Genomic DNA, 22,152 nt, shown 5'->3' with positions numbered 1-22,152 from the left:
CTTGAGTATCGTCAATATCTTCACCCGTCAGGCTCCAACGATTGCCGGCTACTCATTCGATGCAGTTCTTGAAGACACCCTGGATGTGTCTGTAACGATCACGTCGTTTCCGATCGAGTCGGGTGTTCGAATCTCTGATCACAGGATCCTCAACCCGTTCAAATGGACGATGACTGGATCTATCAGCAACAACCCGGTCAAGGTTCAACTGACTGACTTCCTAGGAGGGGCCTTATCGAACATCACCAGCAATCCAATTGTTTCTACGATAGCTGGCCTATCTGCTGGCTTCTTGGCCGGCAGCGATCAGACCAGGGCAAGCACCACATTGGACTTCCTGATCTGGTTGATGCAGTCAGCTGACCCTTTCGACATAGACGCCGGTGACATCCTGCTTAAGAACATGGCCATAACCCGCTTGTCGCGGACTAAAGAGCCACGCAATGAAGGTGGTCTTGAGTTTGTTGTCGAGCTCCAGGAGGTTATTGAGCTAGACAGGATCGCTCGGGATACGGAGTGTTCAATTCCGCAGTTGCGGGAGGGTGACCCCTCGCAAAGCGCTCTATCCAGGGCGATCAAGCGCGGCCAGGCGATCGCAAAAGAAGCCAACGATGCCGTGTCGAGCGCCGTCAACGATATCCTTGATGGAGTACTCTGATGTACGTGATCCCTTTAAGGTCAGGCGCGGCCAACGCCCACCAGCGGTTCTCTGTGCAGCTTGGCGACAACTTGATCGACTTCGAAGTGGACTTCATTTCGTACCTGGACCTTCCAGCTTGGTCAATGAATCTGCTGCGCGATGGTAGTCGAATTGTTTCTGGGGCAATGCTCGAGCCAGGTAGCGATGTGATCCAGAGCTATCGGACTGGAATCGGGCAGCTTGTATTTACCGGAAGCGACGTTACCCTCGACAACCTCGGAACTGACAACCATCTAGTATGGGTACCTCCCCCGGTGAGCGCATGAGAGAGCGAGCATGGTCCGTGGACATCAATGGGCAGCCGTACATGTCCGAGCAGGTAGGTCGGCGGCAGTTCAGATGCCTATTCGATATCGACATTTCTCCGGGAGATGCGATCTCGTTCGCAGACATCAGGCTATATAACGCAAATAAGTTATCGACGATTCCCCAGGGGTCAAGCATCGTCTTCCGCGCTGGATATACCGATAACATCGACGCGGTTTTCACTGGCTACGTTACCAACTCACTGAGGGAGCGCGAGCCAGGTGCGCCAGAGATCATCACGCGCCTGATCTGCCGGTCTGGGCAGCCGGCTATTGACCGAGCTTCTGCACAGATCTCGTTCGGGGTTGGCACGAGGGTCGAGGAGGTATTGCGCGCCCTGGCCAGGGCGTGGCCGCTGCCGATTGACATCGACAACAGTCAGTTCGCCGACGCCAAGCCGCTTGCCTCTGGACTTGTGGTTGATGGTGACATCCCTTCAGCATTCGCTGATCTTTCCTATGCCTACAAGTTCGACTGGATGCAGGATCGCGGTCGCATCGTCATTACGAAACCTGAACTTCCCCGCATTGCGAGCCCTGTACAGGTCGACCAGTTCAGCGGGATGATCGGTATCCCTGAAGTGTCTAGAGGCCCGGATGGCCTGGGCGTGTTCGTATCTGTCCAGCTAAATCCGTCCCTGCGAATCAATGGGAAGATAAACGTTGAAAGTGAGTTCGCCACGTTCAACACCGGCAATCTCTATGTGTCGGAAATCAGTGGGGATGCCAGCGCGAACGGCGAATACAACGTCTTCTCGCTGAAGCACTCGGGCGATTCGCATGGTGATGTGTGGAAGACTGAAATCGACGGACTGCGCGCCGGCACAACGCCTCCGCTGATGCAATCTGCCACCCCCGAGAACGGTAAGCTGATCTGGGGTGCAAGGGTTGACCAGGCGTTCAGGGTAAAGACACGGGATATTGCAGGACGGCAGTCGATAGACCCGAACTGGTTAATGGCTGTGATGGGCTTCGAAACTGGATACACATTCAGCCCCGCGGCTCGCAACCCAGGCAGCTCGGCCACAGGCCTTATCCAGTTCATTGAGCCGACTGCGGTTGGGCTGGGTACCACTACGGCTCAGCTTGCGCGCATGACGGCGGTGCGCCAGCTCGACTATGTCGAGTCCTACTACCAGACCTACGCGGGAAGAATCCGTAACCTCGGCGACGCCTATCTTGCCGTGCTATGGCCGGCCGCTATAGGGCGCCCTGACTCCTATGTCATGTGGGAGCGAGACACCGGACCATACCAGCGCGAGTACGCAGCGAACTCAGGTCTCGATGTAAATCGTGACGGGAAAATCACCCGCGGTGAGGCCGTCGCATCGGTGAACACCGCCTACATGCGAGGACAGCAGTTCGTGCGCTGATCTATCGCCAACGCTACGAGATCAAGAGGTTCGCATGGTTAGAACAGAAGGCCGCGCAAAACAGGCCAAGATGCTTCGTGACGCCTTTCGTGAAGTTATGAAAGGGGTTTGCACGTCTATACCTGGGCACGTTCTGACTTTCGATGCGGAAACCCAGCTAGCCCAGTTACAAGTCGGCGTTCTACGAGTGGACATTAACGGCGCGGAGTTCACCGTCCCGCCGATCATCGAGGTTCCTGTGCACTTCCCGGGCGGCGACTATTGCATGGAGTACCAGATCGACCCAGGCTGCGAGGGCGACATCCTTTTCTCTCAGCGCTGCATTGACGGGTGGGTGCAGAGTGGCGGTATCGCCTCGAACCCGGTTGGACGCTTCCATAACATGCAGGATGCCATGTTCCTGCCCGGATTCAGGTCAAAGCCTCATGCTCTTCCAGACTTTCAAAACAATGGGGTGCGTCTGCGCAATAAGGCTGGTGCCCAGTTTGTTTGGCTGAAAAACGACAACAGCATCTCCATGGATAACGGTGTCGCGAAGTTTGATGTGCTGCCAGATGGAACGACCCTCATGCAGAACGGCGCAGGAAGCTTTCAGCTTCAGGCTGATGGAACTTTCTTAATTAACGGCCTGAAGATCACGCCCGGCGGTGACGTAATCACTGCCGCTGGCATATCGCTGGATACCCACAGGACCACCGGCGTTACGCGCGGCAACCAAATCTCGGATGGGCCGATCATATGACCGTACGCAGACTAGACGACGAAACTGGCGACATCGTGACGCGTGGGCAGCAGTTCATAAGCGGAAAGTCAGAAATTGCTCAGACCGTTCTGACAAGGCTTCGCCTCTTCCTGGGCGAATACTTTCGCGACGTCACCGACGGCACGCCGTGGTACGAACAAATTCTCGGCAAATTCGCCAGCCTATCTGCTGCCGAAGCGGCGCTGCGGGCGCGGATCGCAAACACTCAAGGCGTCGTGCGCCTCACCAGCTTCTCTGCGGATTTCGACATCAACAACCGCACCTACAGCGTAACTGCTGGGATTCTTACCGAGTTCGGTCTGGAAGAGGTAACACTGAATGGCTAGCCTGACTTCGACCGGCTACGTGTTGCAGACTCAAAATGAATGGTTTGCCCAAGAGCGCCAGTTCTACATCGATATCGACCCGCTGTGGAACCTTGACCCGTCAACACCTGACGGCCTCAAGATGGCGCACGACGCGGAGATTTTCTACGCGCTCGACGAGACCCTGCAGCAGGCATACAACTCCAAAGACCCGAACAAGGCAAAGAGGACAGACCTTGATATCGTCTGTTCGCTGACCGGCACCACACGATCGAGCGGATCAGGATCCAGCGTAGCCCTTACACTGACGGCCACACCTGGTACCGTAATAATCTCTGGAACTCGATTCGAGTCGACAATCAACGGCAGCCGGTGGTCAATCGACCAGACGGTGACGGCTGACTCATCTGGAAGCGCGACGGTAAATGCTACCTGCACGGTTGTCGGGCCGACGCAGGCGGACGCAGGGACGATCACCCGGATAGTCGACGTGGTCGCAGGGCTTTCTTCCGCAACAAACACTGCACCAGCAACGCCAGGCACTGACGCCCAGACCGATGAGCAGCTGCGCGTCACTCGCGCGACTGCCGTGGGAAAGCCTGGCAACAACCAGATTGATTCAATGTTGGGTCAACTGTTCGGTGTAGCTGGAGTTCGTCGGGCGAAGATCTACGAGAACGACACAAACAGCGCTGCTGTATCTGCTGATAACCCCTATGGTCTCCCGGCGCACTCGATTGCCCCCATCATTGATGGCGGCACAGATTCCGATGTCGCCATGGCGATATATCTGAAAAAAAATCCTGGCGCGCGGCTGTATCAGGCGGGAACACCTTTTTCGGTCGAGGTTACTTCGCCCAACTACCCAGCCAACAAGAAGGTAATCAAGGCAAGCCGACCTATATACGTCGACGCGATTCTCAATATAACCCTGGTCAGCGACGGCACGCTTCCATCGACCATTGATCAGGAGATCAAGGACGCGGTCGTCGAGTTCGCACAGGGTGAGCTTATCCCAGCGGATGTTGGATTCAAGATCACGGGCTTCGATATTGGTGAATCTGTCCCGTTCAGCACGGCTCTGACCCCTGTCAACAAAGTGATCGGCGCGTATGGGAATAGCTACATCAACATCGCCTTGTCAAACCTAAATGGATCGACAGGGACGCTGGCGATTGCCTACAACCAGATGTCGAGATGGACATCCGCCAACGTCAACGTGACGGTGACCTGATGAACATTCCTGACAGGATATACGCTCAATACCAGAACAAGCCTAAGGCAGTGGCATGGTACGCCATTGCTAGAGAGATGGGCGGCAGCATTGAAGCTGCAGCAGAGGCAGTTCGAAATAGTTATGACATCGATAGCGCTGAAGGCGAACAGCTGAACACCATCGGTCGAATAGTTGTCGCCCCTAGAAGCTTCGTAGGTACAACCCCGCTCAATCCTGGACTATTCGACCTGACCGATGGATCTGAGTTCGGTGATGATGACGCCATGTTCAGCGCGCTCACCATCAGCCAGGACGGGGTTCTATCGGATGAGCTCTACCGGCTGGTGATAAAGGCGAAAATCGTCAAGAACAACGGTGACGCCACCATAGAAAACATTCTGTATGGCATGAACTTCCTTCTACCGAATGCCGAAGTACTGCGCGTTACGGATGGTGAAGACATGTCGTTCAGCATCGAATTTTATGGACAGATAACCAACCTTGAGAGATTCGCTCTACTGAACGAAGGGCTCGTACCGAAGCCACAGGCAGTTAGGTTTAACGGCTTCCTTGAAGGTTTCGGAATGGTCGAGTTTGGCGATATGGATGCCGAGTTCGGTGACGAAGAAGCAGAATTTGCAGGATATACAGGAGCTTAAAATGTCACTCAAGCTTAACGAGCGTTACCCAGGTCGATACGGAAATCCATCTTCTGACTATCCACAAGGTTCATTCAAGAATCGAACCACGCCGGTCGCCAAAGATGGATCTTATCTTGAGAAAGATTGGGCTAACGATAAGGAAGGTTTTTTCCAGTCGCTTCTTTCAGCGGCAGGAATAGCGCCAAACGGAAATGTGGACAAGGTTGGGTCGTCGCAAAATTTTGACGCATTACTCAATTTATTCCGGAGAGGTATCGGAACGTATGTGCTTGGTGGAGGTACTGCGAACGCGCATACGGCAACACTAAGCCCTCCAGTAACTGCGCTCAATGATGGCATGGTAATTAAGTACAAGGCTTCCATTGCGAACACTGGGGCATGTACTTTCAATCCTAACGGGCTTGGCGCTAAGGACATAGTCGGTGGCGCGCACGCTCCGTTGCAGGGCGGAGAAATTATCTCTGGCGGTGATGTGTGGTTGCAATACAACACATCTATCGGTGGTGGCTCATGGGTGCTGGTGTCCAGCACTGGTGGCGCATTGCAGGTAGCCGCACCAACTCAGGTCAGGCATGCCGTCAACGTCTCTGACTTCCCTTGCCTTTTCTCTGCTACTGGTTATGTAAAATTTCCAGTGAGCGTCGGCGGATTCAAGCGAGTGCTTATCTTGCAGTGGGTTACTCAAACCGGTGTTGGCACTGGCGGCAAGGTTGACAATTTCCCGATTGCGTTTCCAACGTCGGTTCTTATTGAATGGTCAACTGTCTCAGTACCTGGCGGCCCACTTATTCAGTATGCAGCGGTAGTTTCTCCGCCGTCACTGACCACCATTCAAACCGTAGTGAACACCGGCGTTGCTGCCGTTGCTGCCTTCGCGTTGGGGTACTGACATGTCCTACTACTACAGCAAGTTACTGAATGCCTTCCTGGATGACTCCTTGCGGGATGTTTACGAGCAGGCGGGCAATTGGCCAGAGGACTGCGTCCAGGCCTCGGACGAGGTGTTCCAGGAGTTCGCCATCACTCCTGCTCCGGTGGGGAAGGTGCGCGCCGGGGGAGCAGACGGGCTGCCGGCGTGGATCGATGCGCCGGCGCCGTCCCATGAGCAGCTGGTGGCAGAGGCTTCTGCCGAGAAGACCTATCGCATGCAGATAGCTGCCGCAATGGTGGCACCGCTCCAGGATGCGGTTGACCTTGGTGATGCTGCGGATTCCGAAAAGGTACTGCTAACGTCGTGGAAGCAGTACCGAGTAGCCCTGAACAGAATTGAGTTGCAGGCGGAGTACCCGGCTCAAATCGAATGGCCGGTAGCGCCCTCCGATGGCTGACCAAGCCTCATCAACGAGGCAGCCTTCCGTCTGCACCTCCCGCAGAACTTTTATCTCTCATTCCTGTAGTTAGCGAGCGTCCGAAGTTCTGCATAGGCCTTTCAATTGTCTTGAATGTGATGGTTGAAAGGCCGAGGCAGATAGCGACTGCAATGAAGAATGCGGAATAGAATGGGAAGCCAAAGTGCGTCAAGGCTCCAAGCAGAACTGATCCAGCGGGAAGATGTATAAGATAGGCAGAGTAGCTAATGTCTGCCAGCCACCTGAATGGCTGTGGCGTTCTTTTGATGGGTGCATACATGCATGTAATAAATGCAATTATCGCAATTGCATAAGTGGTTATTGGTGGGTAGCTATCAGTCCATAGGGTTGTTCCAAATCTCATAATGTGCAGGCCGAAGAAAGTGGCAATGCATATTGCGGAAATTACAGTCCACTTCCATGATGGATTTTTTCTGAGGAAGTAGAGGCAGCGCCCGAATATAAGGAAAGGAAGATAGATGATCCTGTCGAGGTATTGGCTTGCGTCAAAAAACATCTGAATTGGGATGATCATCGAAACGCAAATTGCAAGGATTACAAACGTCGATGTAACGTGTCTATCCCTAAGAGGGATCGCAAGCAAAACGGCTGTGTAGAAGGCAACCTCAATCAATAGCGTCCATGCCACACTCAATACCCAGGGGGTTCCAATAAACCAAGAGAGCAGAGTAATATTTAGAAATATGTCCAGTGGCTTTATGGTTTCGGAGCCTATTGGCTTCGGAAGCCCCCAGTACTGGCTCAGTCTTACAGCTAAAACAGTAAGCAGAATGGATAGGACTAGCATTGGAGCCAGCCTGAAGAGTCTTCTTGTGAAGAATTCGGTTCTGCTTTCTCTTAGTGAGGCGTGAGTTATAACGAAGCCGCTAATTATAAAGAATATTACTACGCCTAGGTGGCCGCCGAATTGTGAAAGGCGTAGAGGGTTAACGACATAGTCTGTCCATATGTCTTGTCCGGCCCAATGAATACCTTGCGCAGTAGGCCACCAGTCGGCGAGGTGCGCCCATATGACAAGTATTGGAGCGATTCCTCGCAATAAGTGTATGAACTCAAATCGTCTCTCTGGCGCCTGATAACTCATGTCAATTTCCATTTGTGAGGCGCTTTCTATGCGCTTTTTAATTGTCGTGAATCATGTTTTTTAGCGATTGGATGTCGATTGTCTGAGCCAAATGCTCCAAGAGCCTATTAACCGAATAGGTGTTGTCATGTGAAATCCATGCCAATCACCCAGCAGCAGCTGCTTCAGATCCTACCCAATGCCCGACCAGTTGAGGGTATTTTTTTCCTGGAGAAAACACATGCGTACATCGCAACGCGGCTTGAACCTGATCAAGTCGTTCGAAGGACTGCGCCTGCAGGCCTATCAGGATGCCGTGGGCGTCTGGACCATCGGCTACGGTGCTACCCGAGGCGTGAAGACCGGGATGACAATCACCAAGGATCAGGCCGAGCGCATGCTGCTGAACGATGTGCAGCGGTTCGAGCCGGAGGTTCAGCGCCTGGTGACTGCCCCACTGAATCAGAACCAGTGGGATGCGCTGATCTGCTTCACCTACAACCTGGGCGCTGCCAACCTTGAGTCGTCCACGCTTCGTCGACTGCTCAATGCTGGTGACTATGCCGGCGCTGCGGAGCAATTCCCGCGCTGGAACAAGGCGGGCGGCAAGGTACTTCAGGGTTTGGTACGCCGGCGCGCCGCTGAGCGAGAGCTGTTCCTGGAGGCTGCGTGAGCTGGGTTGCTGCGGTACCGGCCTGGTGCTGGTGGCTGGTCGCTCTGGTGCTGGTCGCCGGCGGCCAGCAGTACCGGGTGGTGGTTGCCCAGGGCGAGACCGGCACTGCCCGCGGCGAACTGTCCGACTACCGCCTGGAGGTGGCTGAGCGTGACCGGCGCGCCGCGGTCCAGGCCAGAACTGAAGAACATCGCCGCCAGGCCGTGGCGGATGAGGAGGGTGAGAGTGCACGACAACAACTGGAACTGGCCCAAGGCCGCGCCGCTACTGCTGAGTCTGCTGCTAGTGGGCTGCGCGGGGAAATCTCCCGACTGCGCGCCGGGCACCGAGCTACCTGCGATACCATCGCTGCCCAGCAGCGCAAGGCAGGAACCTCTGCCGTCGTGGTGCTCGGGGGATTGCTTGAAGAGTCTGACCGAATGGCGGGAGACCTCGCGAAAGCGCTTGAGCGAAGTCGAATAGCGGGGCTGGCGTGCGAGGCTGTGATTGACGGCATCCGGAGGCCGTGAGAAACACCTGCAGTGGCAGACCGGAGTGCCACTGTTTTCCTGCCTAAAAAATGACCATTTCGATGGTCATCCTACCTTCCTTGCTGAATTTTTGCTTTAGCAAATCTTCAAGCATCATTTTGGCCCCGTATTTACTGGGCCTTCCCGATTAATCGACCCGATCCATCATCGGCGCAACGCTGAAGCGGCGGGAGGGCTCAGGGCGCGTATTTTCTGGCTTAGCGTCTAATTTTGTGGTGTTTTCGTTCAACGTGTTTCTTACCGATTTCCGGGGGTTTTGCGGCGTTTCTACCAAGCGCTTGGTACAATGTACCAATCGACCAATGACGTGTACCAACTACTATGGCAACGATCAGACCACGCAAGAAAGCCGATGGCACTATCAGCTACACCGCTCAGATTCGCATCAACCGCGACAAAGTCACAGTCTACCAAGAGAGCCAGACGTTCGCCCGGAAACAGGCCGCCGTGGCCTGGGCGAAGCGACGGGAGACGGAGCTGGCAGAGCCTGGTGCGATTGAGCGCGCCAGTCGTGTGGGGCACAAGGTCAAGGACATGATCGATCGTTATCTGGTCGAGGCCGAGAAAGCCCGGCCTCTCGGGGAAACTAAGCGGCGCACCTTGGAAGCTATCAAGCGCAGCCCGCTTGGGGAAAGTGTCGATTCCGACATCTCCCAGCAGGTACTTGTGGACTATGCGCTTTGGCGTATGAGTACCGAGGGCGGAGGGGTCAAGCCCCAGACGGCCGGCAACGATATGGCGCATCTGGGCTCGGTACTGTCGCTGGCCAGGGCGGCGTGGGGTTATGAGATCGATCCTCAGGCGATGTCGGATGCTCGATTGGTCTTGAAGCAGTTCGGGTACAACCTCAAGAGCCGCGAGCGGGATCGTCGCCCTGGGCTGGACGAGCTTGACTTGGTGCTCGAGCACTTCTTCGAGATGCTGCAGCGCAGGCCGACAGTCATCCATATGCCCAAGGTCGTAGCGTTTGCCATCTACTCGACGCGGCGCATGGATGAAATCACCCGTATTCGATGGGAAGACTTGGATGAGCACCGGCAGGCTGTGAAGGTCCGCGATATGAAGAACCCCGGCCAGAAGATCGGCAATGACGTCTGGTGCCACCTGCCAGATGAGGCCTGGCAGATCGTGCACAGCATGCCGCGCGAGTGCCCGGAGATCTTCCCTTACAACACCGACTCAGTCGGTACGGCCTGGGCAAAGGCGTGCAAGATGAAGGGTGTCGAAGATCTGCACTTTCATGACTTGCGCCATGAGGGAGTGAGTCGGCTGTTTGAAATGGACTGGGATATTCCGAGGGTTTCGAGTGTATCTGGTCACCGCGATTGGAACTCATTGCGGCGATATACCCATTTGCGTGGGCGCGGGGATCGTTACAAGGATTGGAAATGGTTTGTGAAAGTCTTAAGCTCAAAAGTTACACTTGGGGCGAGGGCTGGCTAGCTCGTATTTTGCAAGTAAGCAAACTTTAACGTTCTTGGGGCTTTTATGGAAGAAACAGTGGTGACGTTGGTGGTTGGGGTTGCCGGTATTGCCTCAACGCTTTTAGTTAGTGCTATGGGGTTGTATTACACCGCCAAAGCGAGGGTCGCCCCTTTGAGAGATGCTTTATTCACTCGCCAACTCGATATGGCTATGCAGATAGGGCATCTTCAGTCTCGGATTCGGGTTTTTGCTACCCTGTTGTCCTGTGAAGAATCCCCCTATGCCCTTCAAGCGCGTGACGATATTGCTGATTACTATAGGCAATATTGCGAGTTGGAGGAGAAGTCCGCAGTAATAATGCCCGTTGAATTTTGGCTCGAGCTCAAGAGGATGTCCAAGTTTTATTGTGACGTTTTGGAGGAGTTTGATGATCATGGGGTCATCAGCGCTATTTCGCTTTCAAAACTTGAGTCGAGAATGGCAAAGATCGCGTTGTTATGTCGCGCGATAATCGGAGTGGATGAGCTCTCTGATAATGCGATTAGTCTTTTTTCAGGCAAAAAGAGCTATGACAACGTAGTTGGCATGGATGTTTCCGTGTTTGAAGCAGCTCATGCGCAGGCGAATAAGTCTTGATGAAAGCCAGGGCGCGAATTTCGCACCCTGGTTTGGGTGGTCACCCTGCTCGTAGAGCCCTGTTCAGCTGGTCGCATTCTTTACGCGCAGCATCCCGTTGTTGATCCAGATACAGGGCCAGATCAGAAATGTGAACCCCTCGGGCACTCTTCTGGCTCGGTTCGAGTCGGGTGATAGGGATTTTGATCTCTCCCGCTAGAACCTTGCGTTGGAAAACAAGTGGGGTGACCCCGATCAAGATCACAACGAGTTAGCAGAGCAGGGCTTCATCGAAGTACCAAGCGCGCCAGAGAGTTCGAAGTACTACTGGGACGCTGAGCGTAAGTGTTTCTACTTGCCTCCGTCGGCTGATGACGAGCGAGCCTGGCGGGATTCTCAGCTTTCAATCTATGGCGCTTTGCGAGATCGGCATCGTGACGAGCTGGAGTTGAACCGAGCCACAACCATTACAGCCGAGCAGTATGAGCAGCTTCTGGTTTTGCTTCAGTCCCTCCGTGACTGGCCGCAGTCAGAGCATTTTCCTGATCCAGAGTATCGGCCTGCTCCACTGCCATGGATCACTAGCCAAGCCGAATGACGCCCTGCACTGACAGGGCGCTTTCTTTTCCGCTGCACCCAGGCCCCGCATTGCGGGGCTTTTTCGTATCTGGAGACTTTGTATGAGCGGTTTTTTCCACGGCGTTACCGTAACGAACGTCGACACCGGATCGCGCGCGATCGCGTTGCCGTCGTCCTCGATCATCGGCCTGGTCGATACCTTCACTGAAGGCCCTGGCGTCACCGCCAAAGCCAACGACCTGGTGCTGATCACCAGCGAGCGCGAGGCGGTGGCAGCCTTTGGCGAGAACGCCGCGATCACTAAGGCCTGCCGCGCCATCTACACGCGCGCCAAGGCGGTGATCGTCGCCTGCGGTGTGGCCAAGCTTGAGGATGCTGCCGAGCAGACCTCGGTGATCATCGGCGGTGTGAAGGCGGGCGGGCAGCGTACCGGCCTGCAGGCACTGCTCGACGGCAAGAGCCGTTTCAACGCCCAGCCCCGGCTGCTGATAACGCCGAAGCACAGCGCCACCCAGGCCGTCGGCACATCACGACGCTGATCAATGACCGGCTCACGCTGCTGCGCACCACCGACAAGCCGGGCATGGACTCCGACGAGTTCGAGCTGCGCATCGATGACCGGGACGCGGTTGTGGCGTTGCCCGGGCGCGGTGCAGGCATCGAAGTGCACATGGGCTATGTCGGTCACGCCCTGGCCCGCCTGGGCCGCTACACCGTCGACGAGGTCGAGGTGTCTGGCCCGCCGCGCACGATCGTCATCCGGGGCAAGGCCAGCGACATGCGCGGCACCGGCAAGACCACGCGTAGCGGCAGCTGGGAGAACGTCCCGCTGTCGCAGATCGTGCGCGACATCGCCGCCCGCAACGGCTGGACACCGGTTTGCCCGGTACAAACCAAGGTCGATCGCGTCGACCAGCGCAACGAATCGGACTTCAACTTCATCACCCGCCTGGCAAAGCAGTACGACTGTACGGCGAAGGTCGGCGACGGCAAGCTGCTGGTCATGCCGCGCGAAGCCAGCATGAGTGCCAGCGGCAAGACCTTTGGCGTGGTGACCATCACCCCGGCCGATGTGAGTCGTTGGCAGTTCAGCCTCGGCGATCGCGCCGCGCAGAAGGCGGTGAAGACCCAGCATCAGGACAAGAAGAGCGGCAAGCTCGAGGTCATTGAGCTGGGCAACGATGACGCCCCCGCAGGCCTGCCGGCAGTCCACACCGACCGCCACATCTACCCCGACAAGTCCGCCGCCCAGCAGGCCGCCAAAGCCAAGCTCGCGGCGTTCAACCGCAGCACGGCCAGCGTGCGCCTACAGATGAAAGGGCGCACCGATCTATTCGCCGAGCGGGTCATCAATGCCCAGGGCTTCAAGATCGGCCTGGACGGCGAGTACCTGGTCGACAGTGTCGAGCAGACCTTCGATGCCTCGGGCTGGTCGACGGCCGTCGAGTGCAACGGCGGCAAGAAGGGCAAGGCGAAAGCCAAAGGCAAGAAAAAGAAATCCGACAAACCACTGAAGGTGGTCGACGTTAACCCGGCCTGAGCGGCCACTGCAGGAGATCCAACATGACTGTCACACTCAAGCAGCTGCAGCACATCCTCCCCAACGCCGGCACTCAAGCCGGCGTTTTTCTTCCCGTCCTGAATGCGGCGATGGTCAAGTGGGGCATCGTGACTCCGCTGCGCAAGCGCGCCTTCCTGGCCCAGGTTGGCCATGAGTCGGGCCAGCTGCGTTACGTGCGTGAGCTGGGCAATGACCAGTATCTGTCGAGGTACGACACCGGCCGGCTCGCCGCCCGGCTGGGCAACACGCCCGAGGCTGACGGCGACGGCCAGAAGTATCGCGGCCGTGGCCTGATTCAGGTCACCGGGCATGACAACTACAAGCGCTGCGGCGAAGCGCTGGGCCTCGATCTGCTCGCTCGCCCCGAGCAGCTTGAGCGGCCCGAGCACGCGGCCGATTCGGCCGGCTGGTTCTGGCATCAGGCGGGGCTCAACTCGCTGGCCGACAAGGGGCCATCGGCGTTCGAGGCAATCACCCGCCGTATCAACGGTGGGCTCAACGGCCAAGACGACCGCCTGGCCATCTACAAGCGCGCCGAACAGGTGCTGATTTGATGTCGCTTGGTGTGCGGTTGGTGCTCCTCTCCCTGCTGTTCGGGGCGGCAGTGGGGGCGCGCCTCGCCTGGGCATGGCAGGCCGACGAGCTGGAGAAGCAGGCGGCGGCGTATGAGCGGCAGCTTGCGGCGAAGGACCTGGCGCACAGCCGCGAGCGAGAAGCCGCCGCCGGTGCCGCCCTCGATCAGTTGGCGGTGCAGCAGGATGCCCGGCGCGACCTGGAAGACCGCCTGCAGACGCAGGATAAAAATCACTGGAAGGAGATGAATGATGCGAACCAAGCTCAGGCTCGCCTGCGCGACCGGCTGGCTACTGCTGATCTGCGGCTGTCAGTCCTGGTCGACGCTGGAGCCGCTGCCGCCCAGGGTTGTAACGGTGGGGTGCGAGCGCCCGCCGGCACCAGGGGCGTGGTGGATGGAGCCCTACGCGCCCAGCTTGACCCAGCGCATGCTCGACGAATTATCGCCATCACCGACGAAGGTGATCGAGCAGTGATCGCCTTGAAGGCCTGCCAGGCTTACGTAAGGTTAGTTTCCGGCCCCTAAGGCTATAAAAGCGTTATAGGAGAGATACGTGCCGTATCCAAACAAGCTCAATGCCCCCATGCCTAAACCTATACTTATTGCTTGAAGGCTTATGCCAGATTGGACTCGCCATCTTCCATTTTCTGAATAAATTAATTGAGTCAGGTATGTGAGTCCTGACGATATGGTAGAAAGGAAAGCGCCAACTACAAATATGGTAAGGGGCAGAGCAAATAAGGATATGTTTGGTTTGCTGACGTCGGCTAGCTTCCCAATGAAAGCTAAAAGTGCTACTGCGGCACCACCGTTTAAGAGGACAATGGCTTTGAGGGCGCTCTGCCCAGTTTGTATAACTGACTTGAACATTTCCAGTTCGGCGGAGTAACTATATTTTTCTTTCTCAACTTTAGATTGGAGGTGTGCCTTTAGGCGCTCGATTAAAACACCTTCGCTCTCTTCCTCTGTACTTGTTATGAACTTGTCGAGCCCAGAGGTAAGGGTATCAATGCTGATAGAGCTTTGGCCTTGAGCCGCAAAACCCTCTATCTCAGTCTTGAGTTGTCTCGCGAACTCTTTAGCGCTCATGAAAGACCTCATCCCTTAGCAAATCAAAAAGGAGCGAGCCAGGTTGGATGCGCCAACATCCTACCTGGCCCGCCGCACCTGCAGACATTTCCTGCAAGTTCAGCCGCGGCCCCTGCCTTGTGCACAAAGCGCTGCGAGCCTACCACCTGTTTATCCATACAGTAAAGACTTGCATATTTATGACCTCTCCAATCATCCCCTGGATGGGCGGCAAGCGCCGCCTGGCCGATCGCTTGATCCCCCTCTTTCCCCCACATGAATGCTATGTCGAAGTCTTCGCCGGCGGTGCCGCGTTGTACTTCATGCGCCCCCAGGCTGCCCCGGTGGAGGTGCTCAACGACCTCAATGGCGACCTGGTGACGCTGTATCGCGTGGTGCAGAACCACCTCGAAGAGTTCGTCCGCCAGTTCAAATGGGCGCTCAGCTCGCGCCAGATCTTCGAGTGGCAGAAGATGACCCGCCCAGAAACGCTGACCGACATCCAGCGCGCGGCCCGGTTCTTCTACCTGCAGCAGCATGCCTTCGGAGGCAAGGTCACCGGGCAAACGTTCGGTACCGCCACCACCGGGCCGGCCATCAACCTGCTGCGCATCGAGGAGAACCTCTCGGCCGCCTGGCAGCGACTCGCCGGCACCTACATTGAAAATCTATCCTGGCTCGACTGCGCCGAGCGCTACGATCGCGCGCACACCTTCTTCTACATGGACCCGCCCTATTGGCAGACCGCCGGCTACGGCGTCGACTTCCCGTTCGAGGAGTACGAGCGCATGGCCGACTTCATGCGGCGGTGCAAGGGGAGGGTGATGGTCAGCATCAACGACCACCCGGATATCCGGCGGGCGTTCGACGGCTTCCACTTCGAGTGCCTGGATATTCGCTACACCACGGCGAATCAGCGACACGGCAAGGCTGATGTGACTGGTGAGCTGGTGATCATGAACTGGCAGCCTGAGGGGCTTGGCCAGCTGTTCTAGTCCTTGTAGAGGCGTTCCGAGATCCTCGGCCCGCCTCTAATGAGATCGATCAATTAGGGGTCTTGGCTTATCACCATCGCCGACGAAGGTGATCGAGTAGTGGATGCGCTGTGCCAAGCATGTGTGCATGAAGTTATCAGGCTGTGACTAGGCAGGCGGCCCCGCGACTTATTCGGGCTTAGACTTCGTTGAGTTGCCAAGAAGATAAGAGTTCTGCACATGTATTCCTCCAGTTGAGATGATCGCAGAAATCAGCGAAGCATTCCCTGGATTGGAGTTGATGCTGAATTGGCCCACTCGTTTCGATTTCACCGCTGGCAGCGGCTCATGGTTGGTAATCATCTTGCCCAGCAAGTCGGACTGAAGGTGAGAAAACTCATCTGTTAAGAATATACCGATTTCATTATTTTCGGTTATGTAGGCAGATCCAATGGTCATGCCGTCCAGTGTTACCAGATACCAGTATCGGTATGGCTTGGACTGGACAAATAACTCATGTTCCGCATACTCAGGCACGGCATTGTGGCTGATAGAATGAGTGGCTGAGCGCTTCTTCAAAAGCTCATAAAGCGCCAGGGGAGCACTTTCGGATTCGTAAACGCTGATTAAAATCATGACTTTCGTTTCAGGCGAGTGATGATCGGTTCAATTGAGGGGCGGTGAGATATCCACTCATCTTTCGCTATGCCCAGTAATACTACGTCGATACGATTGCCATCTTTTAGGATGTTTTTTCTGCGGACCCCTTCAATAGTGAAGCCAAACTTCTGGTGCATTTTTACCACTGAGGGGTTCGTCTCAAGTACCTCGCAGTTCAGCTTTTCCAGGCCGGCTTCACCGAATGCATAGTCAAGCATCCAGAACTCTACCAAGCTGCCGAACCCTTTGCCTTGTAGCTCGGTGTCCAAGTAGAAAGCCCAGTCGGCAGTTTTTTGTGTGGCGTTAATTGCGTTCAGAGAAACTACGCCTGCGGCTTTATCATCATGGATTGCCACGAATACGGACTGGCGCGCATTGCCATGCAGCGACTTTAGCCAGTTCTCATGCTCTTGCAGCGAGATCTCATGGGCGGTGTACATATATTTACGGACTTCTTCTTGGTTTCTCAGAAGCCGTATTTCAGCTTGTACTTCGGGGGTGGCGTCAATTAGCTGAGAAAAAATCATGTAGTCTCCCTATTGCAAGTGCTACTGGCTAGATCAGAAAGGTTGCGATTATGCATGGTTGCAGGGCACGCTGCTAGTTCGTGGAGTAGGCCAGCGGCTGAAAGTAACAACAAGTCATAATTAATTTTGGCCGTGTCGAGCCATGTCCATACGCCTGCGAGGCCAAGATCGGAGGCCGACGGCGTTCTGTACGCGCAGTCCTGGTGGTGTCGTGTCGAATATCGGCCCGAGATGTTAGAGCTCGTCGAGTCGGCTTGGTGATGAGCTATGAATGCCCAAGACGTAGAGCTTGGCCGTTGGCTCTGAGATTGGGCAAAAATGGGGCAAGCCGGACGTCGTTCTATGCCACCCTATGCCATTTGCAACTCTAATACGCCAATGCACAAAAGGCGTTCAAGCCCTGACTCTAGGGGCTTGGGCGCCTTTTCTCGTTAATACTCCAGCCCAATTGGGGTGTGCAGGTCGCGACTTACTCTGCGTTCATCTTGTCCCACAGGCGCTGATGCTCATGTGATTCTTGATCGCATGACTCACAAATGAAGCCATCGCCGTAGCTCTCTCTGTCGAGTGCTTCGGCGAGAGCTTCACCTTCAAGCTCTGCCTGACAGCCATTGTGGTGCCCGCCTGGGTCTGTGACGCCTTCGCAGTCTCTAGTGAGATGATTACTGAGAACTGCTTTTTGCGGTTGCGTAAGGCTGTTGTAACCATGGCTCATGGCTCGTTTTGCAATGCCCTCAACCTTGCTGTCTTCCTGATCGAAATGCCCGTATTCAAGCAGTTTAGCGAGTGCCTTTTCTTCAGCCGTCATCGATTCGTTCTCTGATGTCAAAAGGAGGTGCCAAGATAGCACTTAGCTACTCCGTTAAGCCAAGAAAATTAGCTTTAAGCCAAAGGCGGCTACGCAGTTTGTTTGGCGGCGAGCATCCCCGAAATTTTAGGGCAGATTTAGGCAGATTTAGGGCAAAATCTGGGCTGCATTATGGTGCCATAGCTCACGCTTGTAGGGTTGGCCCCCAGTACAATCGGGCTGGTTGCAGCCTACTGAGCCTTCCGGGCGGGTTCCCTACCCATATTCCCGGCAATGTCAGTGCTAGCTCGACTTCCTCCTTGGGCCTAGGTGTTGCGTAAGGGAGAAATGGGACAAACCGAACACCTTTCCACGCCAGCTCATACCGATACATGTACTGAGTCCCCGTAGCCCAAAAGGCGCACAGGTCCCGACATTATGAGCGAGGTGACTAAAGCCTGTACAATTATTGTCGCACAGGCATTGTCGACATAAGGTCAGGCGTTGTGTTTTTCGTCTGCGTTCGGCGCCGCGAAAGGCATATTTGCGGCATCCCACTTGTCGATTGTGAATGTAACCTCGTCGTCGTCTTTATCAGCGCCGCTGATTACCTCTATATCGCTAATCATCAAGCCGCTTTTAAGATGCCTGATAAACGGGTTTTGATATATTCCAGAGTGTTCCCAGCCGTGGGCCTTGTTGAACTCTTCGGCGGAAATTTCGCCGGCGAGAAACTTGATCAAGCCTCTCGAAGAGATTGTTATCTTGTTCCCTTGCATCGAGTGTCCTCCTAGTTGGTCACGACCGACCCCCGCTTTTTTTAATAGTGTTGCGGCATGATAAGCTGGGCGAAGAGGTTGGGGTATGTTTTGCAAGGCAAGCGTCAGTGCTTTCGTGATAGTGTCGATCGACTCAGCCGTCACACGGGCTGACCGGAATTTTGTTGGTGCACAAACTAATTCGTAGCTCATGTTGTATTTGGTTGGTAAACCAAATGGATGGTGGTGTTCGTCAATAGTGCTCAGCAAAATAAAGTCGATGCTACTATTCTGGCGCAGGAAGTCTTCTGCTACCTCTATTGAGTTATAGGTGTATAGCGATTTTCCCTTCGCGCCCTGTCTAATGAGGTTGCAGCCTCCATCACATGCAAAAATTATTCGGATTGCGTTATCAGGGGCGCCATTTAATTGTTTGATTTTTCCTTTGAGTGCGCTGAATAAAGGGTTGATGGATTTTGAAGTTGCCACTGTATAGCTTGTATAGCTCCCGCCACCGTTTTTCCAGTTAGGGTCGTATATTACCTTGAGAGCATTAGAGGGGAGGGTGCTCTCAAATATCAATTTCGTTGTGCTGTTATTCTTTATGCTGTAAATCCAGGGCTCAAGCTCGTTTTGGATAAATTTTATAAGCGAAGCCTTTTCTGGCAGTATCAACCGCATCTTGCTTTTGTGAGGCTGGCCGACAGTTTCACCACGTGCATCTACCCAGAAGCTTCCGGGTCGCAACCCAGCTTTTGAGGCAATTCGAATTATCTCTTGGCTTACAAGTTTAAAGGGGTTCTGATCTTCAAGGCCATCATCGGATATGGTAGTAATATCACCGATTATCGTCAGATTGCTGCCGTCTAATTTCTTTATATTCCAAGAAATGTCAGGGCGGCGTCCGTTTGTGAGAGCTTTTTCATGTTGAAGATCTCCAACTTTGGAAAGCGCTGAAAAGATAGCTACCTCCCACATTGCATCAAGTCGAGATGCATTTCTCGCATTGAGACGGCTCACAAGTGCAGCAAGCTGAGAACCGTCAAGGCTTGGCACCAGCGCATTGATACACTCTTGGATCTTTCTCCGTGAGAACACAAAATTAGTCACCCATGCCCTCCGCTGGTTTTACTCGAGTGGTACCGTGACATTACCGGGAAGGCTAGTTATGAGGCAAGGTCTATGCTGCGGGGCAAGATGCATCTGATCTTTGGGGCACCGTGTGGTACAGAATTGGTACGGATGTGGTAGTCCTAGCCTAGAGGCCCCGTAAATACTGGGCTTCCAGAAAAGTGGCCTCAATCCATCATCGGCGCAACGCTGAAGCGGCGGGAGGGCTCAGGGCGCAGGGCAGGGGAGGTGGCGGTTGGTGATGGCATAAGTCTGGGGCACGCACTCGACGGAGCCAGGCGGCAGGCCGCTGGCAGGCGATGGAAAGGTAGATGGGCGCCAGTTTACCAAGCGCGGGGGGATTCGTCCGGTCCGATCGGCGATAAGCTGCGGGGTAGGCGGAGCTTTTCATTGGTTGTGCTGGCCCCGTCGCCAAATCTGTTTATACCGCGGCAGTCTTGTGCAAGGCGGGGCACCTGTGTAGGTGCATGCCTTGAGACTGGCGCAGCGGCTGCAATGCCCACCGCGATTCCGCGTCATGCCAACAAGGCGGACAGCGGTGATCTCGCAGGCGTGACTGGCCCGAAACAGATGTGGGAGCTGGCTTGCCAGCGATGCGCCGCGCGGGCGGCGCTCGATTTCATAGGCGCTGCAAAGCTGTCGCCATGCACCTAGTGGCCCACATGGCGATCTCAAGACAGAAGCTTGGGAGTCACACCGCTGGCTTTGTTGAATCAGCATTCGGTAATGGCCAACAGATGCATGTCAGGATATTGGGTGAAGGCCACCATGTGCTCGCCGGGAAATTTGCAGCGCTCTCAAGATCGAGCGCCGCCCGCGCGGCGCATCGCTGGCAAGTCGCAGCGGCGAACCGCAGCTCCCACATCTGTTTCTGGCCATTCACTCCTGTGAGGTCACCACTGTCCGCCTTGTTGGCATGGCGCGATATCCCGGTGCGCGCGAATGCCGCTGCGCCTGTCTTGCGTCATGCACGAAAGGCAGGCGCCGCCTCACTCACAGGAATACTGCAGTCAAAAAAGATGAGGTAGCCAGGCTAGGTAACCCACTCTCAGTGCTTCATCCCCAACTCCGCATCATCCATCAGCGCCTTGGCCAGCGCGCTCAGGTAATACGATGCCCAGAGCAGTTGCGGCTTCTCCTCCATGATCCCGGTGATGGTCAAGTCGCGCACGCAGCCCATCAGCTCCGAGGCCTGGTCCCGTGCATGTTGGCAGGGGATGCCGGGCTCGATACAAAACAGCGGGTCGGTCATCCCTTCGCCTTGGTAGAACTTGGTCTTGCCCACAGTAGTGCGGGGCGTGGTGTCGTCTGTGTTCATTGCTCAATCTCCCTGAAATGATCAATGCCTGGGCGGACCATATCGCTGCCAACCCAGCCTCACAGGTACGGCGCAAACGGCGAAGCAACGCAGAACCCTGTGGGAGCCGGCTTGCCGGCGATGAGGCCCCCACAGGCAAACACGCCTAAAGGCCTAGTGGAACGCCCGGCGCTCCATCTGCGGCATCTGCACCTGAATCAACGCCGACTCAAGCAGCACACGCAGCGCCTCGATCTCATGCGTCAACGCCACGATCAGAATCGACGCGGGCGACTTGGGCTGCTGGACCGAAATGGCCTGATGCGCCACAGCCTGCGCGCACAGGGCGTACTCCGTGGCCTGGATGAGGGTGTCTTCGAGGGAGTGGTGGTTGTGGGGTGGATCGGGGACGATCTTCAACATCACGATTTTCCTCTGGCGTGCGACCACCTGCCCGCTGTCAAACAGAAGGGTGGCAGCTGTACGTGGGTTGACAGACCGGCGGAAATCGTAAAGTTCCGGCGCACGCAAGCGTGCCCGCACGTACAGCCGCCATAGAGGACGAGCTATACACGATTTACCGTCACAGCCTGTCAAAGCTGTATCGTTGATGTGCAACGACTCGCCGAGACTAGGGGCCTGCTAGATCGACCGCAACGGAAAAAAGGCGGCAAAAGTATGTTTGGGAAATGGACTACAAGGAAGGGGTTAAATCTGATTGTCGTTAATCACTTTCGGTTCTCCCTACCACTTTGAGCGCGGACGTTGCCTGGTATGAAAGACACCCAGGATTTGCAAGCAGTCGCCCCGCACGCGATAGGGAATCTCAAATACGACCAGTTCGGTACAGCCCACTCTCGTGTGTTACGGACCCGCCCCTCACGCCCCATGTCGGGAAACTGCGCAAGTCTGTCGACGCTCGCGAAAATAGCTTCAGAGAAGTCGTCAGCTGCCTTGGGGTTTTCCAACGCGATGTAATTGGCTTGGTCTTCCAGATTCTTGAGCGCCCTTGCCAGCCACTCAACCCGCATTCCGGCTCCAGCGCCGGGCACGGATTGCCGCTACTTGCTCATCGCTTGCGAACTTACCATTGTCGGCTTCCTCCACTGTCTGCTCGATCTGCGCAGTCAGGCAACCTCGGCGCAGAGTGATGATTGGGCACATTAGCTCGTAAAGCTCCATCAGGCATCGTCAGATTCCCGCGGCATACCCACCGCCCCCACCACCGGCAATATC

25 protein-coding genes and 3 pseudogenes are annotated in these 22,152 nt (G+C 55.5%); 18 read left to right on the top strand and 10 right to left on the bottom strand.

What is annotated here, in order from left to right; translation table 11 throughout:
* Nucleotide 1 precedes the first annotated feature (1 nt).
* From L6D77_RS21375 to L6D77_RS21335, 9 genes are read left to right on the top strand one after another with little or no spacing between them, the layout of a single operon-like run.
* Nucleotides 2–658 (top strand): phage baseplate protein, encoded by a 657-nt coding sequence (locus L6D77_RS21375; protein WP_236170143.1) that lies wholly within the window; start codon nucleotides 2–4, stop codon nucleotides 656–658.
* Nucleotides 658–966, top strand: coding sequence for a phage baseplate plug family protein (locus L6D77_RS21370; RefSeq protein WP_236170142.1), 309 nt, complete (start codon nucleotides 658–660; stop codon nucleotides 964–966). Before L6D77_RS21375 ends, L6D77_RS21370 begins: the two co-directional genes overlap by 1 nt.
* 41 nt (nucleotides 967–1,007) lie before the next feature.
* The gene (locus L6D77_RS21365; RefSeq protein ID WP_236170141.1) at nucleotides 1,008–2,378 is read left to right on the top strand and encodes a lysozyme family protein; all 1,371 of its coding nucleotides are present in this window, start codon (nucleotides 1,008–1,010) and stop codon (nucleotides 2,376–2,378) included.
* Between the two features lie 34 nt (nucleotides 2,379–2,412).
* On the top strand, nucleotides 2,413–3,120 hold the full coding sequence (locus L6D77_RS21360) for a Gp138 family membrane-puncturing spike protein (RefSeq protein WP_236170140.1): 708 nt from the start codon (nucleotides 2,413–2,415) through the stop codon (nucleotides 3,118–3,120).
* A complete protein-coding gene (locus L6D77_RS21355) occupies nucleotides 3,117–3,467 on the top strand; it encodes a contractile injection system sheath initiator (RefSeq protein WP_236170139.1) in 351 nt (116 codons plus the stop codon). The genes L6D77_RS21360 and L6D77_RS21355 overlap by 4 nt, the downstream gene beginning before the upstream one ends.
* The gene (locus L6D77_RS21350) at nucleotides 3,460–4,680 is read left to right on the top strand and encodes a baseplate J/gp47 family protein (protein WP_236170138.1); all 1,221 of its coding nucleotides are present in this window, start codon (nucleotides 3,460–3,462) and stop codon (nucleotides 4,678–4,680) included. The genes L6D77_RS21355 and L6D77_RS21350 overlap by 8 nt, the downstream gene beginning before the upstream one ends.
* The gene (locus L6D77_RS21345) at nucleotides 4,680–5,321 is read left to right on the top strand and encodes a baseplate wedge 1 family protein (RefSeq protein ID WP_236170137.1); all 642 of its coding nucleotides are present in this window, start codon (nucleotides 4,680–4,682) and stop codon (nucleotides 5,319–5,321) included. Before L6D77_RS21350 ends, L6D77_RS21345 begins: the two co-directional genes overlap by 1 nt.
* A 1-nt stretch (nucleotide 5,322) precedes the next feature.
* A complete protein-coding gene (locus L6D77_RS21340; protein WP_236170136.1) occupies nucleotides 5,323–6,213 on the top strand; it encodes a gp53-like domain-containing protein in 891 nt (296 codons plus the stop codon).
* Between the two features lies 1 nt (nucleotide 6,214).
* A complete protein-coding gene (locus L6D77_RS21335; RefSeq protein ID WP_236170135.1) occupies nucleotides 6,215–6,652 on the top strand; it encodes a tail fiber assembly protein in 438 nt (145 codons plus the stop codon).
* 10 nt (nucleotides 6,653–6,662) lie between these two features.
* Here the strand turns inward: L6D77_RS21335 and L6D77_RS21330 are convergent, their stop codons facing one another.
* Nucleotides 6,663–7,778, bottom strand: a complete 1,116-nt coding sequence (locus tag L6D77_RS21330) for an acyltransferase family protein (RefSeq protein WP_236170134.1) — start codon at nucleotides 7,776–7,778, stop codon at nucleotides 6,663–6,665.
* 220 nt (nucleotides 7,779–7,998) lie between these two features.
* Between L6D77_RS21330 and L6D77_RS21325 the strand changes: the two genes are divergently transcribed.
* The 4 genes from L6D77_RS21325 (at nucleotide 7,999) to L6D77_RS21310 (ending at nucleotide 11,021) form a co-directional block, all read left to right on the top strand.
* Nucleotides 7,999–8,430: a lysozyme gene (locus tag L6D77_RS21325; RefSeq protein ID WP_236170133.1), complete on the top strand. Its 432-nt coding sequence runs from the start codon at nucleotides 7,999–8,001 to the stop codon at nucleotides 8,428–8,430.
* Nucleotides 8,427–8,939 (top strand): DUF2514 family protein, encoded by a 513-nt coding sequence (locus tag L6D77_RS21320; RefSeq protein WP_236170132.1) that lies wholly within the window; start codon nucleotides 8,427–8,429, stop codon nucleotides 8,937–8,939. The genes L6D77_RS21325 and L6D77_RS21320 overlap by 4 nt, the downstream gene beginning before the upstream one ends.
* Before the next feature lie 342 nt (nucleotides 8,940–9,281).
* Nucleotides 9,282–10,403, top strand: a complete 1,122-nt coding sequence (locus L6D77_RS21315; protein ID WP_236170131.1) for a site-specific integrase — start codon at nucleotides 9,282–9,284, stop codon at nucleotides 10,401–10,403.
* Nucleotides 10,404–10,448: 45 nt separating this feature from the next.
* On the top strand, nucleotides 10,449–11,021 hold the full coding sequence (locus L6D77_RS21310) for a hypothetical protein (protein ID WP_236170130.1): 573 nt from the start codon (nucleotides 10,449–10,451) through the stop codon (nucleotides 11,019–11,021).
* A 40-nt stretch (nucleotides 11,022–11,061) separates the two neighbouring features.
* Here L6D77_RS21310 and L6D77_RS21305 read toward each other — a convergent pair.
* Nucleotides 11,062–11,250, bottom strand: a pseudogene (locus L6D77_RS21305) (pyocin activator PrtN family protein); the annotation flags it as partial.
* A 430-nt stretch (nucleotides 11,251–11,680) separates the two neighbouring features.
* On the opposite strand from L6D77_RS21305, the pseudogene L6D77_RS21300 reads away from it, so the two are divergent.
* The 4 genes and pseudogenes from L6D77_RS21300 to L6D77_RS21285 all read left to right on the top strand — a co-directional run.
* Nucleotides 11,681–12,109: pseudogene (locus tag L6D77_RS21300) on the top strand (phage tail sheath protein); the annotation flags it as partial.
* 53 nt (nucleotides 12,110–12,162) lie between these two features.
* Nucleotides 12,163–13,119 carry a phage late control D family protein gene (locus L6D77_RS21295; protein ID WP_236170129.1) on the top strand — a complete coding sequence of 319 codons (957 nt, stop codon included), beginning with the start codon at nucleotides 12,163–12,165 and terminating at the stop codon, nucleotides 13,117–13,119.
* Between the two features lie 23 nt (nucleotides 13,120–13,142).
* Nucleotides 13,143–13,694, top strand: a complete 552-nt coding sequence (locus L6D77_RS21290) for a glycoside hydrolase family 19 protein (protein ID WP_236170128.1) — start codon at nucleotides 13,143–13,145, stop codon at nucleotides 13,692–13,694.
* Nucleotides 13,694–14,239 carry a lysis protein gene (locus tag L6D77_RS21285; RefSeq protein WP_236170127.1) on the top strand — a complete coding sequence of 182 codons (546 nt, stop codon included), beginning with the start codon at nucleotides 13,694–13,696 and terminating at the stop codon, nucleotides 14,237–14,239. Before L6D77_RS21290 ends, L6D77_RS21285 begins: the two co-directional genes overlap by 1 nt.
* Here L6D77_RS21285 and L6D77_RS21280 read toward each other — a convergent pair.
* The gene (locus tag L6D77_RS21280) at nucleotides 14,222–14,803 is read right to left on the bottom strand and encodes a hypothetical protein (RefSeq protein WP_236170126.1); all 582 of its coding nucleotides are present in this window, start codon (nucleotides 14,801–14,803) and stop codon (nucleotides 14,222–14,224) included. The genes L6D77_RS21285 and L6D77_RS21280 overlap by 18 nt on opposite strands.
* A gap of 179 nt (nucleotides 14,804–14,982) precedes the next feature.
* On the opposite strand from L6D77_RS21280, the gene L6D77_RS21275 reads away from it, so the two are divergent.
* Nucleotides 14,983–15,777, top strand: coding sequence for a DNA adenine methylase (locus L6D77_RS21275; RefSeq protein ID WP_236170125.1), 795 nt, complete (start codon nucleotides 14,983–14,985; stop codon nucleotides 15,775–15,777).
* Nucleotides 15,778–15,945: 168 nt separating this feature from the next.
* Here L6D77_RS21275 and L6D77_RS21270 read toward each other — a convergent pair whose 3' ends face one another.
* The 7 genes and pseudogenes from L6D77_RS21270 to L6D77_RS21240 all read right to left on the bottom strand — a co-directional run bounded on the left by L6D77_RS21270 (nucleotide 15,946) and on the right by L6D77_RS21240 (nucleotide 21,947).
* Nucleotides 15,946–16,392 (bottom strand): hypothetical protein, encoded by a 447-nt coding sequence (locus L6D77_RS21270; RefSeq protein ID WP_236170124.1) that lies wholly within the window; start codon nucleotides 16,390–16,392, stop codon nucleotides 15,946–15,948.
* On the bottom strand, nucleotides 16,389–16,943 hold the full coding sequence (gene pseH, locus L6D77_RS21265; RefSeq protein WP_236170123.1) for a UDP-4-amino-4,6-dideoxy-N-acetyl-beta-L-altrosamine N-acetyltransferase: 555 nt from the start codon (nucleotides 16,941–16,943) through the stop codon (nucleotides 16,389–16,391). The genes L6D77_RS21270 and pseH overlap by 4 nt, the downstream gene beginning before the upstream one ends.
* A 469-nt stretch (nucleotides 16,944–17,412) precedes the next feature.
* On the bottom strand, nucleotides 17,413–17,751 hold the full coding sequence (locus tag L6D77_RS21260) for a hypothetical protein (protein ID WP_236170122.1): 339 nt from the start codon (nucleotides 17,749–17,751) through the stop codon (nucleotides 17,413–17,415).
* Between the two features lie 476 nt (nucleotides 17,752–18,227).
* A complete protein-coding gene (locus tag L6D77_RS21255; RefSeq protein WP_236170121.1) occupies nucleotides 18,228–19,598 on the bottom strand; it encodes a hypothetical protein in 1,371 nt (456 codons plus the stop codon).
* A gap of 1,069 nt (nucleotides 19,599–20,667) precedes the next feature.
* Nucleotides 20,668–20,937, bottom strand: a complete 270-nt coding sequence (locus tag L6D77_RS21250) for a DUF3077 domain-containing protein (RefSeq protein ID WP_232879997.1) — start codon at nucleotides 20,935–20,937, stop codon at nucleotides 20,668–20,670.
* Between the two features lie 153 nt (nucleotides 20,938–21,090).
* Nucleotides 21,091–21,339 (bottom strand): hypothetical protein, encoded by a 249-nt coding sequence (locus L6D77_RS21245; protein WP_232879996.1) that lies wholly within the window; start codon nucleotides 21,337–21,339, stop codon nucleotides 21,091–21,093.
* A gap of 321 nt (nucleotides 21,340–21,660) precedes the next feature.
* Nucleotides 21,661–21,947: pseudogene (locus L6D77_RS21240) on the bottom strand (type II toxin-antitoxin system RelE/ParE family toxin).
* Nucleotides 21,948–22,152: the final 205 nt, after the last annotated feature.

This window comes from Pseudomonas parasichuanensis (assembly GCF_021601385.1).
Lineage (GTDB): Bacteria > Pseudomonadota > Gammaproteobacteria > Pseudomonadales > Pseudomonadaceae > Aquipseudomonas > Aquipseudomonas parasichuanensis.
Note: the sequence above shows the minus strand (reverse complement) of the source record. Positions and strands in the feature narration are given on the sequence as shown.

Coding starts and splice junctions, on each gene's coding strand:
- L6D77_RS21370 (WP_236170142.1), top strand. CDS start 658: ATGTACGTGATCCCTTTAAGGTCAGGCGCGGCCAACGCCCACCAGCGG.
- L6D77_RS21365 (WP_236170141.1), top strand. CDS start 1,008: ATGTCCGAGCAGGTAGGTCGGCGGCAGTTCAGATGCCTATTCGATATC.
- L6D77_RS21360 (WP_236170140.1), top strand. CDS start 2,413: ATGGTTAGAACAGAAGGCCGCGCAAAACAGGCCAAGATGCTTCGTGAC.
- L6D77_RS21355 (WP_236170139.1), top strand. CDS start 3,117: ATGACCGTACGCAGACTAGACGACGAAACTGGCGACATCGTGACGCGT.
- L6D77_RS21350 (WP_236170138.1), top strand. CDS start 3,460: ATGGCTAGCCTGACTTCGACCGGCTACGTGTTGCAGACTCAAAATGAA.
- L6D77_RS21345 (WP_236170137.1), top strand. CDS start 4,680: ATGAACATTCCTGACAGGATATACGCTCAATACCAGAACAAGCCTAAG.
- L6D77_RS21340 (WP_236170136.1), top strand. CDS start 5,323: ATGTCACTCAAGCTTAACGAGCGTTACCCAGGTCGATACGGAAATCCA.
- L6D77_RS21335 (WP_236170135.1), top strand. CDS start 6,215: ATGTCCTACTACTACAGCAAGTTACTGAATGCCTTCCTGGATGACTCC.
- L6D77_RS21330 (WP_236170134.1), bottom strand. CDS start 7,778: ATGAGTTATCAGGCGCCAGAGAGACGATTTGAGTTCATACACTTATTG.
- L6D77_RS21325 (WP_236170133.1), top strand. CDS start 7,999: ATGCGTACATCGCAACGCGGCTTGAACCTGATCAAGTCGTTCGAAGGA.
- L6D77_RS21315 (WP_236170131.1), top strand. CDS start 9,282: ATGGCAACGATCAGACCACGCAAGAAAGCCGATGGCACTATCAGCTAC.
- L6D77_RS21310 (WP_236170130.1), top strand. CDS start 10,449: ATGGAAGAAACAGTGGTGACGTTGGTGGTTGGGGTTGCCGGTATTGCC.
- L6D77_RS21295 (WP_236170129.1), top strand. CDS start 12,163: ATGGACTCCGACGAGTTCGAGCTGCGCATCGATGACCGGGACGCGGTT.
- L6D77_RS21290 (WP_236170128.1), top strand. CDS start 13,143: ATGACTGTCACACTCAAGCAGCTGCAGCACATCCTCCCCAACGCCGGC.
- L6D77_RS21285 (WP_236170127.1), top strand. CDS start 13,694: ATGTCGCTTGGTGTGCGGTTGGTGCTCCTCTCCCTGCTGTTCGGGGCG.
- L6D77_RS21280 (WP_236170126.1), bottom strand. CDS start 14,803: ATGAGCGCTAAAGAGTTCGCGAGACAACTCAAGACTGAGATAGAGGGT.
- L6D77_RS21275 (WP_236170125.1), top strand. CDS start 14,983: ATGACCTCTCCAATCATCCCCTGGATGGGCGGCAAGCGCCGCCTGGCC.
- L6D77_RS21270 (WP_236170124.1), bottom strand. CDS start 16,392: ATGATTTTAATCAGCGTTTACGAATCCGAAAGTGCTCCCCTGGCGCTT.
- pseH (WP_236170123.1), bottom strand. CDS start 16,943: ATGATTTTTTCTCAGCTAATTGACGCCACCCCCGAAGTACAAGCTGAA.
- L6D77_RS21260 (WP_236170122.1), bottom strand. CDS start 17,751: ATGACGGCTGAAGAAAAGGCACTCGCTAAACTGCTTGAATACGGGCAT.
- L6D77_RS21250 (WP_232879997.1), bottom strand. CDS start 20,937: ATGAACACAGACGACACCACGCCCCGCACTACTGTGGGCAAGACCAAG.
- L6D77_RS21245 (WP_232879996.1), bottom strand. CDS start 21,339: ATGTTGAAGATCGTCCCCGATCCACCCCACAACCACCACTCCCTCGAA.